11 protein-coding genes are annotated in these 14,037 nt (G+C 67.8%); 5 read left to right on the forward strand and 6 right to left on the reverse strand.

What is annotated here, in order from left to right:
- Window positions 1-11: 11 nt before the first annotated feature.
- Window positions 12-2,645: a LuxR C-terminal-related transcriptional regulator gene (locus tag AC3ERS_RS00725; protein ID WP_488186830.1), complete on the reverse strand. Its 2,634-nt coding sequence runs from the start codon at window positions 2,643-2,645 to the stop codon at window positions 12-14.
- Between the two features lie 373 nt (window positions 2,646-3,018).
- On the reverse strand, window positions 3,019-3,450 hold the full coding sequence (locus tag AC3ERS_RS00730) for a GAF domain-containing protein (protein WP_431962360.1): 432 nt from the start codon (window positions 3,448-3,450) through the stop codon (window positions 3,019-3,021).
- 627 nt (window positions 3,451-4,077) lie between these two features.
- Here AC3ERS_RS00730 and AC3ERS_RS00735 point away from each other — a divergent pair.
- Together AC3ERS_RS00735 and AC3ERS_RS00740 are read left to right on the forward strand one after the other, a co-directional pair.
- On the forward strand, window positions 4,078-4,461 hold the full coding sequence (locus tag AC3ERS_RS00735) for an ABC transporter permease (protein WP_431962362.1): 384 nt from the start codon (window positions 4,078-4,080) through the stop codon (window positions 4,459-4,461).
- Between the two features lie 422 nt (window positions 4,462-4,883).
- Complete coding sequence (locus AC3ERS_RS00740) at window positions 4,884-5,087, forward strand: hypothetical protein (protein WP_431962364.1); 204 nt, start codon at window positions 4,884-4,886, stop codon at window positions 5,085-5,087.
- 24 nt (window positions 5,088-5,111) lie between these two features.
- Here the strand turns inward: AC3ERS_RS00740 and AC3ERS_RS00745 are convergent, their stop codons facing one another.
- Together AC3ERS_RS00745 and AC3ERS_RS00750 are read right to left on the reverse strand one after the other, a co-directional pair.
- Entirely contained in the window at window positions 5,112-5,879 is a 768-nt protein-coding gene (locus AC3ERS_RS00745; RefSeq protein WP_431962366.1) for a GNAT family N-acetyltransferase, read from the reverse strand.
- Between the two features lie 227 nt (window positions 5,880-6,106).
- Window positions 6,107-8,152, reverse strand: coding sequence for a M3 family metallopeptidase (locus AC3ERS_RS00750; protein WP_431962368.1), 2,046 nt, complete (start codon window positions 8,150-8,152; stop codon window positions 6,107-6,109).
- Between the two features lie 265 nt (window positions 8,153-8,417).
- On the opposite strand from AC3ERS_RS00750, the gene AC3ERS_RS00755 reads away from it, so the two are divergent.
- A complete protein-coding gene (locus tag AC3ERS_RS00755; RefSeq protein WP_431962370.1) occupies window positions 8,418-10,439 on the forward strand; it encodes a TerD family protein in 2,022 nt (673 codons plus the stop codon).
- A gap of 62 nt (window positions 10,440-10,501) precedes the next feature.
- Window positions 10,502-10,663: a hypothetical protein gene (locus tag AC3ERS_RS00760; protein WP_431962372.1), complete on the forward strand. Its 162-nt coding sequence runs from the start codon at window positions 10,502-10,504 to the stop codon at window positions 10,661-10,663.
- 70 nt (window positions 10,664-10,733) lie between these two features.
- Here AC3ERS_RS00760 and AC3ERS_RS00765 read toward each other — a convergent pair whose 3' ends face one another.
- Entirely contained in the window at window positions 10,734-11,225 is a 492-nt protein-coding gene (locus AC3ERS_RS00765; protein WP_488186835.1) for a DUF4143 domain-containing protein, read from the reverse strand.
- 219 nt (window positions 11,226-11,444) lie between these two features.
- Complete coding sequence (locus tag AC3ERS_RS00770) at window positions 11,445-12,329, reverse strand: bile acid:sodium symporter family protein (RefSeq protein WP_431962376.1); 885 nt, start codon at window positions 12,327-12,329, stop codon at window positions 11,445-11,447.
- Window positions 12,330-12,912: 583 nt separating this feature from the next.
- Here AC3ERS_RS00770 and AC3ERS_RS00775 point away from each other — a divergent pair.
- A complete protein-coding gene (locus AC3ERS_RS00775; RefSeq protein ID WP_431962378.1) occupies window positions 12,913-13,650 on the forward strand; it encodes a glutamine amidotransferase in 738 nt (245 codons plus the stop codon).
- Window positions 13,651-14,037 lie beyond the last annotated feature (387 nt).

Raw genomic sequence — 14,037 nt, forward strand, 5'->3', positions numbered from 1 at the left:
AGCGCGCGTGGTCAGAGCACGCCGCTGCGCCGGGCGTAATCGAGCGCCGCGACGCGGGAGTTCGCGCCGAATTTCGCGTAGATCGACCGCAGATGCGTTTTCACGGTATTGATCGAGACGCCGAGGTCGGCCGCGATCTGTTGCGCGGTCCGGCCCGAGGGAAGGTGTTTGAGCACGGTCATCTCGGCCTCGGTCAGCGCCGGGTGCGTCGAGTTCCTCGCGGCGTTGCGATTCTGCCGGACGATATCGCCGAACGCGTCGAGGCGACCGAATCGGCCCGCGTACACGTCGAGCAGTTCTATCGCGTTCGGAACGTCGAGGAAGGGACGGACCAGGTGATCGACCGCGGCGTCCCGCAACGCGTTCTCCAGACCGCTGTGCGCCTTCGCGCCGTTGCCGAGGCTGTGGTGTGCCGACGAGTACAGCAACCATCCGGTGATCCGGGTGGACGGCCGCACGGCGCCGGCGCACTCGAGCAAGGGCTCGAGCAGCGCCAGCGCGGCCTGGCTGTGCTCGGCCGTCTCCGCCACCGCGGCGCGGGCCACGACGACGTCGGGCAGGTCGCCCAGCAACTGCTGTGCCCGTTCGGCCAGCAGCTGCGCGGCCAAGGGTTCGTGCACGCTCAGCAGGGCCCACACCACGTGCGGAATCACGGTGGCGGTCACGCCGGGCACGCTGTTCTTGTCGAGCAGCAACTGCGTACTGCGCCGCAGGTCGTCGATGGCGGCGCGCTTGTCGGCGGCCTGATCGACGGCCAGTAGTTGTCCGATCACGTAACCGTGCCATCCGGCCAGCGGGCTCGCCGACCCGTCCTGCACCGCGTGACGGGTCAGCGCCGCCGCGACGTGCGCCCGATCGGGCTGCTCGCCGCGCAGGTAGGCGGCCACGCCTGCGGCCGTCATCGCCTGTGCCGCATCCGGTGTGTCGTTCAGGTCGTGCTCGGCGGCGACGACGAGCGCCTTGGCCGCCCTGTCCCGCATCGAGGCGGTGGCCTCGCGTCCGCAGGCGATGAAGGTGAGGCGGGTGAGCGCGCGCAGCGCCAGGCGCGGATGGCCGGTGTGCGATGCCAGCGCGAGACCGCGCAGCAGCACCTCCTCGCCTCGGTCGAGCTGTCCGCCGACCACCATCGCGGTGGCCGACTGAATCGCCAGGTAGCAATCGATATCGGGGTTGCCGGTCGGCGCGGCGTCCATGGCGAGATCGCCCGACACCGATCCGGTGGCGACGGCGGCATCCACCGTCGCGGCGAGGGTCAGCGCGTCGATCCAGTGTGCGGGCACGAACGAGGGCCGGTCCCGGCGCGAGCCCGCGACATCCAGGTAGGCCAGCGCGTCGGCGGCGCTGCCGTGGAAGAGCGCGTCGAGGACGCGCAACAGCCACACGAACGGGTCGTCGAGCAGGCTCGGCCGCGCGCGGTGCAGCTCACCGAACAGCGCCGCGCCGTCTCCGTCGAGGACCATCGTCGTCCCGCATTCGGCGAGGAACTCGCGCAGGTGCCGCGGATCGGCGACGGCGAGTAGATGCGTCAGCGCGTGACGCGGCAGCCCGGCGGCGCGCAGCGCGTTCGCGGTCCGCAGGTGCAGTTCGGAACGGGCCCGCGCGCCGAGGCGGTTCACCTCGGCGAGGAAGTACGCCCGGAGCATCGGGTGGAAGGTGAACCAGATGTCGTCGCCGCGCGCGATCGAGGTGAGCGGGAAGTTCATCCGGTCCAGTTCGTACAGCGTGAGTGCGGACCCGCCGCCGATCAGGTCGTCGGCCAGCCGCTCGGTGAACGAGTCGGGAACGCTGGTGTAGGTCAGGAACAATCGCACGTTCAGCGGCAGGGCGCCGATCAGTTCGCCGACCAGGAAGTCGGAGACGGCGCGCGGCGGCCGGGCCAGCACGGCCAGCGCCGCGGACCGGTCGGGATTGGCGGCCAAGTACATCGCGGCGATGCGGACGAGCGCGGCCCACCCGTGGGTCAGGTCGAGGACCGTGGCGAGTTCGGACTCGTCGAGTTCGCAGTGGTGTTCGCGGCACAGCGCGGCGATCTCCGCGCCGGACATCGCGAGGTCCGTTGCGCCCCAGCGGGTCGATCGCTCGGTCAGCCCGAGCAGATGCCAGCGCAGCGGCGGGGCGAAGCGGCCGGACACCACGGTGGTGACCGTCGGCGGCGCGTGCAGCAGGAAGTGTTCCAGCCCGGCGAGGGCGAGCGGTCCGGTGACGAGGTGGGCGTCATCGATGACGATCACGGTCGGTGTTCCACGTGCGGTCAGCGTCTCGACGAGCTGTGCCGCGTCGAAGCCGGGAGCCTGGACGGACGGGCGTTGCGGCGGTTTCGGCAGCCCCAGCTGGTCGCGCAGCGTCTGCCACAGTGCGGCACCGGGTTCGGGATGCTCGGACACCGAGACCCACCCGAGCGCCGGACGCCGGGCCGTCCGCGCCCGGAGCCGGCTCGCCCAGTCGGCGAGCAGGACGGTCTTGCCGCTCCCGGCGGGCGCGCAAACCACCAGCACCCGCAGTTGGTCGCCCGTGAGGAAGGCGTCGAGTCGGTCGATCAGCGTCGATCTGGCAATCGGCGCCGACGAGAACGTCGGCATTTCCGAAGGAATTCCGCTGTCGTCAGCGGAGATCGAACGTAGAGCAGGGCCGTGCGAGATGGTCACCGTGCCTCCTGGACCGACTGCCGACATAATTTTTCGCGCCTGGCTCAGGAATCTCTGTATTTCGGTTTTCATACTAAAGGTGTCCGGAAGGGAAATAGCGACGGCGCATCCGAATTTCGTGTGGCACGGATCGGAGCATGCACTGGCGTGTCATCGGAGAGATATCACCGCCCGGCATGCGAGGCTTGTCCGGTTGTACCCACGGAAAACGGAAAGGAGACACGATGACCCTCGGTTCCGCCGTGCTCGATCTGGTTACTACGGTGTTCGGAGTCCTCATGGATGTCATCGAGCTCGTCACCGGCTCAGCGGATTAAGAGTCCGGGCGAAGCTGGAGCGCGGGGAGGGGTGTGCGCCCCTCCCCGCGTCCGCGTCACCCCCGCGCGCGGAAAGCGTTCGTGTGGTGGGAGTACAGGTTCAACAGCCCGAGGACCTGCCCGTCCGAGACGAGCGGATGACAGTACAGCGACCGTATGTCGAGTTCGCGCAGGTGGGCGCAGTAGTCGCGCCAGCGCGTCTCCTCGGCCAGATCGGTGATCAGCATCCTCTTGCGCGTCCGGATGACGTCCATGCCAGGCGAATCCGGGAAGTCGGCGAGGGCCTGCTCCAGTTGCGCGGCCTGCCGACTCGACCAGCCGACGACTTCGAGGCCGTCGAGGCCCCAGGCCGTGATGCCGACCAGGGGGTGGTTGGGCAGCAGGCGCGCTATGTTCGCAGCGGCCTGCGCGGGTATCGCCGATGACTTGTTCGGGAAAAGACCGACTGAACCGGGGAAATTCGTCGAAATGGGTCGGGTATCGAGCATTCGGACACCTCACTCCACGGCGCGCACCGGCGGCAGGGCCACACGGGCCGACCTGCTGGTGTCTCCGGACGCGCCGACTTGCTACCACCTTGGAGCTGCCCTATCGGCAGCTTCGCCTCGCCCGTCCCCCGAACGGGCTCCTGCCACCCCGGTGTGACCGGTGGTGGCGTGAACGGTTGTGCGCCTGGGTCTCTCGAACCGCTGCCCAGGGCTTCCGGAGAGAACCGTTCACCTTCACGCGGGTCACATGCCACCGTGCGGCGATGTGACGGCCACCACATTAACACCGGGTGGTCGGTTCGGGTTCGGGTTTTCGCGGCCGAATCCGACCAACTGGCACGAGCATGTTTCGGTTTACGGCCGAGCGCAGTGTCGCAGCATCTGTCTCAGTCGCGCGTCGGTCAATTAGTAACAAGAACTGCTGATCCCTACGAAAATCGCGCCGAAAGGGTGGCGCGACACCCGATCGATTGTGACTGTCTGGGTCACACTTCTACGGTCGCGTAGGAAACAACTTCTACGCCCGAGTAAGTCACGGGAGACCTCGCCAACCAGTCGGTGGCCTGGCTTTCCGTGTGCTCCGACGAAGGGGACGCAGTCACGTGAGCTTGCCTGGACGTGCTCACCATGAGCCCGTTGACCGGCGCGATCTCGGGATTCGCCCCCACGAGGGAGCTGGCTCCGCTGCTGGCCACCTATGACCACTGCTTCCACCAGTTCCTCGACCCCGTCGACGTCGCGTTCTCGGCGCTGAAAGTGGCCGTGTTCGTGCTGCTCTCGACGTTCGTGCAGTGCTACTCCGGGTTCGTCGCCTCGGACGGCCCCGAGGGTGAACTCGCTGTCGGAGACGCTGGTCAGGCGGTCCAAGGCGACGGTGTCTCGCTCAGCGCGCTGATCACCCAGGCTGCGGATCTGGCGAATGGCCAGGGCGCTCGTCACTGGGTTGGACGAGCAGGGCGAGATGCTGAGGGTGGCCTTCGATCGGATCGCCGTCGACCGACCGGCTCGTGAGTCTGGTCGCGGAAATCCAACCGGGCATGGCCCGGGCCCAGCAGTACGCGACCACGGCCCGTGCCCGCGCTGCCACTATCCCGCACGCGCGTATCTGGTCACCACGGTCTTCGACGATGGCACGCACAGCGCGGCCACCGTCGCGACTTGCGATCTGACCTGCGGGTGGAGCGGCCCGGCCCCGCTGACCACCATGACTCCGATTCCGTGCGCGAAACAAGCTGCGCCACAACGAGAATCACATAATCCAGCGCGGAGGATACCTCCCAGCCGACCCCGATGAGGCGTATTGTTCCAGGTGACCAACTTTCCGTCCTTCTTTCTTCCGATTGCCCAGTGACATCGCGGCGCCGTCGCTCGATACTCGGCAGCATCGGTTGATAGCTACTGCACGGCAACGTCGCTGGCGGAACGGAGTGGACATGCTCGCACATCCCTGTCCGGACGGCGAACTGCTCGGCCAGAGCGGCGATGCCGGGGTCGTCGCGAAATTCACCGACCGCGCCTTGCGCCGGTTCGCCCAGACCGTCGAAGGTCTCCCCGAGGCCACCCTGGAAGAGATCCTCGCGGTGGTGGACCTCTTCCGTGTGGCCGAAGGCATTCACATCGGCGTCGGCGACGTCTGAAGCCGGTGCTGCCGCGCGTGTCCGCTACGACCGGCGGCGCGCGCGGTTCCCGGTGGACGCGCGGCGGCGTGCGCCCTCCGAGGAGGGCGGTCGGTGCTCGGCCGCCACGCGGTTGTCGGTCGCGTCACGGAACAGCGCGACGGGCGGACCGTCGCCGATCGCGAGGGCGGCGAGCCGTTCGCCGTTCGCCGGGTCCAGATCCGCGGGGACGCCGACGACGGGGGAGAGGTCGATGCCTTCGCCCGGCCCGAGCACGCGCAAGCCGCGGTCGGCGCAGAATCCGTCGAGATCGGCGTCGGCGGTGAACGAGCCGTACATCAGCCGGACGCGTCCGGCGGCCGCGCGGTCGGCGGCGCAGCGCAGCAGCTTCGCGCCGACGCCCGCGTTGCGGAACTCCGGCTCCACCGCGAGCACGCCCACCTTCATGAGGCCGACGAGGGCGCGGGCCTGCGCGGTGGTTCCCCAGGGCTGGAGGCGTTGCACCACAAACGCTTCCGGTCCCGCGTAGAGCCCGCCGATGACCTCGCGATCGCGCTGGGCGACCAGGACCAGGCTGCGCGCGGCGACCGCGCCCGTCAGCCCGCCCCGGCCCGCGGCCGCCGAGATCGCGCGGACACGCGAGGGCGCCATGCCGGAGGCGAGCAGGCCGCGCCGCTGCGCCTGCGCGAGCTCCTGGCCGTAGTCGCCCAGTGGCGTGTCGCCCATGCCTGCCATGGCGCACCACCGCCGGTAGTTGCCCTCGATCTCCGCCGCCGACGCGTACGAGATCGTCACTCGCTCTGGTGAACTCATGTGCACAACACCTCATCGCTACCGTGGGACCGGCCGTCGGCGCCGTGATCCCCCCGGGGCGGACTCGCGTCCGCCGAGCGCGCCGATCGTGCCCGCTCGATCGCGGCGATGACCGCCGCGTGCGCCACGGTTCGCCGTGGCGCCGACCTGGCGTCACTCAGTGTACAGTTGTGCACCGAATCTTGTGGTGTTCGGTAAGGGCGCCCGCCCCCGTCGGCACGGGTAGGTCAGCTCACCAGGCCTCGGCGAGCCAGCAGCGGTTCGATCTCGGGGGCGCGTCCGCGGAAGGACTCGAAGGCGGTGAGCGGATCCACCGAGCCGCCACGGGAGAGCAGTTCGCGCCGGAAGATCTCACCTTTCTCGCGGACGGGCGCTGCGCCGTCCTCGAACCACCGCACGGTGTCCGCGTCCAACACCTCGCTCCAGATGTAGGAGTAATAGCCCGCCGCGTAGCCGCCGGAGAAGATGTGGGCGAAATACCCGGTCCGGTACCGCGGCGGGATCGTCGCCATGGCCACGCCCGCTTTCTCGAGCGCCTGCTCCTCGAACGCCTCGGCGTCGACGTCGGTCAGCGCGTCGGGACCGGGGACGCGGTGCCACGCCCAGTCCAGCAGCGCCGCGGCCAGGTACTCGACGGTGCGGAACCCCTCGCCGAATCGCCCGGCCGCCGCCATCCGTTCGACCAGCTCGGCGGGCATCGGCTCACCCGTCTCGACGTGCTTGGCGTAATTGGCCAGCACCTCCGGCCTGCTCATCCACATCTCGTTGACCTGCGAGGGGAATTCGACGAAGTCGCGCGGCACCTCGGTCCCGGCGAAGAAGGGGAATCGAACATCCGAGAACAGGCCGTGCAGGGCGTGCCCGAACTCGTGGAAGAGCGTCCGGACGTTGTCCCAGGTGAGCAAGGCGGGCGCACCTTCGGGTGGCTTCGCGATGTTCAGGTTGTTGACCACCACCGGCCGCGTGCCGAGCAACCGGGACTGGCTGACCAGCTCGTTCATCCACGCTCCGCCGCGCTTCGACGGCCTGGCGAAGAAATCGGCGAGGAAGAGTCCCAGCGCGCCGCCGTCGGCGTCGAACACCTCGAAGACGCGGACCTCCGGGTGATAGCCCACCAGATCGTCGCGCTCCGCGAAGGTGATTCCGTAGACCTGCTCGGCGGCGAAGAAGACGCCGTCGCGCAGCACCCGCTCGAGTTCGAAGTAGGGGCGCAGCGCCTCGGTGTCCAGCGAAAACCGTTCCGCCCTGAGCTTTTCCGACTCGAACTGCCAATCCCATGCGCGCAGGTCGGCGTCCGCGTCGTCCGCGCGCATGGCCGCGGTGAGCTCCGCCGCCTCCCGTTCGGCATTGGCGATCGCAGGCGGTACCAGCCGCCCGAGCATGTCCTCCACCGCACCCGCGGTCTTCGCGGTCTGGTCCTCCACCGCGTACGCCGCGTGGTCCGGGTAGCCGAGCAGCGCCGCCCGCTCGGCCCGGAGGGCGGCGATGCGAACGGCCAGGGCGGCGTTGCGGCTGTCCGGGCCGAACCCGCGCCCGAGCGAGGCCGCCAGCATCCGGCGTCGCACGTCGCGGTCGGCGAGCTCAGCGAGAACAGGCTGGTTCGAGACGTTCTGGAGGGGCAGCGCCCACGCGTTCTCCCGGCCCAGCGAGCGGGCGTTCTCGGCAGCGGCGGACACCGCTGCGGACCCGAGACCGGACAGCTCCTCCTCGTGCTCGACCACGAGCGTCGCCGCGTTTGTCGCCGCAAGCAGGTTCTGGCCGAACTCGGTTGCCGCCGTGGCCAATTCCGCGTTGAGCTCGCGCAACCCGGCCTGCCCCTCGGTGTCCAGCCGCGCGCCCGCCCGGACGAACCGGATGTGGTACTGCTCCAGCAGTCGCGCTTCCTCGGCCTCCAGACCCAGCTCCGCGCGCCGCTGATACAGCGAGTCGATCCTGGCGAACAACTTCGGATCGAGGTACACGGCATCCCGGTGCGCGGCCAGCCGCGGGGAGATCTCCGCCTCGATCGCCTCGATCCGCTCGCTCGAATCCGAGCTCACGACATTGAAGAACACATTCAGCACCCGCGTCAGCAGCGCACCCGAACGTTCCAGCGCCACAACGGTATCGGCGAAGGTCGGCGTCCCTCCGTCCACCGTGATCGCCCCGATCTCGGCCAACTGCTCCGCCATCCCCCGCTCGAACGCGGGCAGATAATGCTCGTCGCGGATCTCCGCGAACGGCGGCAGCTCGTAGGGCAGCGCACTGCGCTCGAAGAACGGGTTGCTCGTCATGGGTGAACTCTATGCCCGCCCGGCACACCGCGGACAAGGGTTTCCCGCACGCCCGACCGAACGACGAGGCTGGGGCACACCGTCTGTCCTGACAGTTATACGGCCGCTTATCGAATGTGAGGCGTGTAACAAGCAAGCTGCTGCGGCCGAATAGCACTGCGTCGCCGCTCGATTGCGGTGCCGATGCAATGGGGGTCAGCATCTGGACCGGCTGAACCCGACTGACCGTGATCGCGTGTGCCGAATCGAAGAGGGGTTCTCAGCTGTGACATCTCCGATGCTGTCCAAGGGCCAGAATGTGCCGCTTCCGGACGATGTCGATCGCATCGACGTCGTCATCGGATGGACCGAATCGGAAGTCGAGGTCGACGCGTCTGCGCTGTTGCTCGGTGCAGGCCGGAAGGTCGGTTCCGACGCCGACTTCGTCTTCTACAACCAGCCCGAATCGCAGGACGGCTCGGTACGGTTTCTCGGTACCAGTGCAACCGAGGAGGGCGCGCAGGCACGGATCGCGATCGACTTGTCGTCCGTTCCGAACACCGTCCACACGGTTGCCCTCGCGGGCAGCGTCGGCACCGGAACGTTCGGGGAACTGGGCAAACTCGCGCTGCGGGTGGTTGACGCTGCTGGCTTGTCGCTGGCGGAGTATGTCACTGCGGACGCCACCACGGAGTCGGCCTTCGTCTTCGGGGAGATCTATCGCCGAGAGGGCGAGTGGAAGGTCCGTGCGGTCGGGCAAGGGTGGGAATCCGGTCTGGCAGGTTTGGCAAAGGACTTCGGTGTCGACGTCGACGACGCCGAACACGAAACAGCCACTGCGGAACCGGACGCGCCGAACGTGAGCGAACCGGTGCCATCCGCCATCGTCGCCGATCCCGTCAGCCGCGCTGAGCAGGCGCCTGCGTCGAACGGGCGGACTTCCGGGGTGAGGCGAGGCGTGCGCACAGCCAAGCGGGCCATCAAGAAGGCCAAGCCGATGGAGTTCGAGCTGGCAGAGTTGGACACCTGGCAACCGGCCCGACTGTTCTCGGTGGTCGGTGTCGGTGCTGGGGAGGAACAGGAGCGTCGCGCCACATCGGCCCTGATTGCCGCGATGCAGGCCGTCCGGCCGTTCGCGCGTGCGGTGTGCGCCAGGATGGGCGCTCCGGTCGGCGCCTTCGAGGGGTATGTCGAGGTGCAATACGAACGAGGCGAATCGAAGGTCATCCCGGACGCAGTCCTGAGGGTGTCGCGAGGCGGCAGGGTGTGGACCGCGCTGCTCGAGGTCAAGACCGGAAGCGGGAAGCTCAAGCGTGACCAGCTCGAGAGCTATCTCGATGTGGCGCGCAAGAAGAAGTACGACGCGGTGGTCAGCTTGTCGAACGATGTCCCGGCAAGTCCCGGCGAGCTTCCGGTCGAAGTCGACCGGCGCAAGCTGGCCAAGGTCGCCCTGCGGCATCTGTCGTGGGCGGAAGTGGCTCACGAGGCGCGAATGCTGCTCTCACACGGCGGCATCGACAACGAGCTGCACGCCTGGATACTGAGCGAGTTCCTGCGTTACCTCGACCACCCGCGTTCCGGGGCAGCCGAGTTCGTCGACATGGGACGACACTGGGTGTCGGTGCGTGACGCCGTGACTGCAGGCACCTTGCGAGCAGGCGACCAGAAGGCATTGGCCGTCGCCGACACCTGGGTCTCGTTGTCGCGGCACCTCGCCTTGCGGCTGACCGCCGAGCTCGGCGTCACGGTCAAGCACGTCTTGCCTCGTCGGCACCGCTCCGAGCCCGCTGTCCGCAACGCGGCGGTCGCTGAGCGGCTGGCGGCGGACGGAACGTTCGAAGCGGTGTTGCGCATTCCCGACACCGCGGGAGATCTGGTCGTGGTCGCGGACGTACGCACGAACAAGGTTCGCTGCCGCACCGTTCTCGATGCGCCGAACGAGGGATCGGCAGGTCGACGAATGTCGTGGCTGCTGAGGCAATTGGAGGACGCACCGGGGGACGTCCAAGTCGAGGCCGTCTTCTCGGAGCGCGGCAATGAAGCATGCGAGCACCTCGCGACGGTCCGTGCGAATCCGAAGGTGCTGACCGATGGTCGATCGGGCGTGATCGTGTCGTTCTCGTTGGAGCAGACGTTCCCGATGGGCAACCGGCGATCCGGAACGGCGGCTAGTTTCATCGCCAGCGTGACCTCGGCGACCGATACCTTCTACGGATCGATTGTGCAGCCGTTACGCGGGTGGGTGCCCGCCGCGCCGAAACAGCCGGAGTCGGCGCAGTCCGATATCGCAGTCTCCACGGACGCATGACATCTCGAGATGCGGGGAATGCCCACGTCTAGTCAGCCGGGGCGCGGGGCTATCGTGGAGGTGTGGGCGTCATCGGTGAGCTGTTCCCGAGTAAGAAGCTGACCGACGAGGGCAGTGCGGACAGCGATGGACAGGTGTACGAACCGCGGGTCGACGTGGATCTGGACGCGGGCGTGGTGCGGCTGTCTCGCCCGGCACGTGTGGAGGACGAGCTGAGCGAGTGAACTCGCGTCGCCCGGCGGGTAGTTGCGTCGTATCACTTCGCCTTGCGCGATCAGGCTGTGACCTCGGGACTCATGTTCGACCGGTGGTCCACACTGCGCTGATCGGCAGGCAGGACAGGCCGTCGCCGAATGGAAGTTGCTGGTCACCGCAGTAGAGGACGAAGCCGGCGTGAAAACGTTCGCCCAAACGACGTTGCAGCACGCGTAAGCCTCGGAAGTCGTCGGTTCGAATTGTCTCGGCTGCTTTGACTTCTATGGCGACGATCCGCCCGGCATCGTCCTCGAGAACAGCGTCGACTTCGTAACCGTCTCGGTCGCGGTAGTGATGAAGCGGAGCCATGGTCTGGCTCCAAGTGAGCCGACAAGGTTGCTGTCGATCTGCCGAAGGTTTGGGCGTTGTTTTGCCGAGAGGTATGCCGTCGATCTGCCGAAGCGAGTGCCGACGATCTGCCGACCGTATTGCCGTCGATCTGCCGATCGCTCGTCGGCCGCGAAAGCGCGAGATCGACCGCGAGCGGGTGCCGAAGGAGTGACGCGCGGAGGACGAGCCGAGCGAGTGAATTCGCGCCGTCGGCGGTCGAGTTGCGTCGTATCACTTCGCAGTGGTCCGACCGGGCCGTGACCCCGGCTGGGACGTCGATCAGCCGTCGGTCTGCCGATGGGTGGACGCGCTTCGTTTGCGGCGGAGGGCGGCGGACGAACGAGCGGACAGCTATCGTCGTCGGCGGAGCCGGTTTTCGGGCGCCGGCCCGGTTCGATGAGGGCCTGGCTCCCTTGCGCCTCAGGCGGTTTCGGCGAGGGCGGGGCGGGGTTGGCGTCGGGTGAGGAGCCAGCCGACGATGGTCGCGAGCGGGAACATCAGGACGCCGTAAACGGCTGCGGGTACGGCCATTTCGGTGCTGTCGAGGACGCTGATGGCGATGGTGATCGCGATGGTGCTGTTGTGGATGCCCACCTCCATGGAGCAGGCGATGGCCTGGCGGTCGTCGACGCCGAGCCACCGGGGGACGAAGTAGCCCGCGGTCAGGCTGACGAGACAGAACAGCGTCGTGACCGCGCCGACGTCCAGGGCGTAGTCGACCAGGTTGTCCCGCTCGGCGGCCATGGTGCCGACGATGACGAGCAGGAGCGTCAGCGCGGACCCGATGCGCACCGGCCGATCCATGCGATCGGCGAAGTCGGTGGACAGCCGCCGCACGGCCATCCCGATCGCGACCGGAACCAGCACGATGGCGAACACCTGGACCACCTTGCCGAATTGCAGGCCGACGGTGCCCGCGCCCTGCTCGGGTTCGAAGTAGTCGATCGCGAAGTTGGTCGCCAGCGGCACCGTGACCACCGCGATGATCGAATTGACCGCGGTGAGCGACACATTGAGCGCGACGTCACCGCGGAACAGGTGGCTGAACAAGTTCGCGGTGGTCCCGCCCGGCGAGGAGGCGAGCAGCATCATGCCGACCGCGAGGATCGGCGGCAGATCGAACAGCAGCACCAAACCGAACGCGGCGACCGGCAACACCAGCAGCTGACAGGTGAGCGCGATCGCGACGGTCTTCGGGTTTCGTGCGATCCGGGTGAAGTCCGCGACCGTCAGCGACAAGCCGAGGCCGAACATGATCACCGCCAAAGCGAGCGGCAGGGCGACGGATACGAGCGGAGAGTCCATATTCTTCCTCGACATTCCGCGGGTAGGGCCCGCATCTGAGACCAATTCGTCTCAGAATGAATGGAGGGTAGCGGGATGTGACCTACGTCGCAACCAGTTCGGAGCGAATCGGGCCGCCTGGGAACGAGAAACCCCTTCCGGGCGAGCGGAAGGGGTTTCGGCATCCGACCCCGGGGTCGTCGGAGATTCCTACTTGCCGGAACCGCTCGCCGACAGCGAGCTCAGCAGGCAGCCCCAGTGCGGAGCGCCGCCGGGGCAGCCCGGATTGGCGACCTGCTCGGACTGCTGGGCCGGTTCGGCGGGGCTCCAGCGGGATGGCCGACGCGGGCACGGCTGTGGCCAAGGGGGCCAGCAGGATGGCGCCGGTGAGCATGCCGGCGCGAAGGTACTTGCGCATCGAGAGATTCCTTTCGAGCGGCGAGGGGTGGCCGCTGCCGGAGACGCTATCGATGGCGATGGTCGCGGACAGACGAGGAAAGGTGGGCCACCGAAACTGGGGTCGGCGTACCAGCGTCTTCGCGCGATGCGTCCATCGACCGGGCATTACCGCTTTTCGCGGCCACCGATCTTGCACAATCGGTATATGGCCAAGCCCTGCTTGCTCTTGCAGTTGCGGCCCGAGCGTGCCGCGGCGGACGACGAGTATCGCGCGATCCTGCGCGCCGGCCTGCTCGACGCCGGCGATGTGGTGCGGGTGCAGATGGACGAGGAGTTCCCGCATATCGAGCTGGACGACTATTCGGCGGTCATCGTCGGTGGCGGGCCGAGCAACGTCAGCAGCCCCGACGCCGACAAGTACGACTATCAGAAGCGCTTCGAGCCCCGGCTGAAGAAGCTGATGATCGAGATCATCGGCCGCGATTTCCCGTATTTGGGCGCCTGCTACGGGCTGGGCATTCTCGCCGACGCGCTCGGCGGGAAGGTCGGCGACGACCGCTACGGCGAGACAGCGGGCGCGCAGACCATCGAGCTCACCGAGCACGCCGATGACGACCCGCTGCTGCGTGATCTCCCGCAGTTGTTCCGCGCCTTCGTCGGGCACAAGGAGGCCTGCCAGGAGGTGCCCCCGGAGTCGACCTTGCTGGCGGGCTCGTCCGGCTGCCCGGTGCAGATGATCCGGACCGGGCAGAACGTGTACGCGACCCAGTTCCACCCCGAACTGGATGGCGAGGGCCTCGCGATCCGCATCGATGCCTATCGCCACGCCGGGTATTTCGCGCCGGAGGAAGCGGACTACCTCACCGAACTCGGCCACCGCGAATCGATCACGGTGCCGCCCGAAATTCTGCGCCGATTCGTCACCCGATACCGCAGCGACTAGGTGAGGCGCGGCTCGGCGTCGAACCGGAGATTCGCTCCTAGGCCGTCCGAAGCTACCTCCAGGCGATCCACCACGGTCTGTGACCTGCATCGCCTCCGAGATCGGCGTGGATGTCCCGACGCCGCGGCTGCGTCTCGACCGCCTCGTCGCCGACCGCCCCGTGCCGGTCGGGTGTCTGGGTCACGTTGCCCTGTGGCTAAGATCTGGCAATCGTTGAGGCAGGCCCCTGCCTGGGCATATGTCGCTGACACGTCACGACGTCGCGACCTGTGGTCTGATAGGGGCCGAAATTGCCCCGACAAATCGATTCCTTCTTGCTTTGTTCGACACCGGGCCGCCCGACGGCGGACCGGATCCGGCCGGGTTCGTGGGTCTCGACGAAACCCG

The organism is Nocardia sp. bgisy134 (assembly GCF_057708325.1).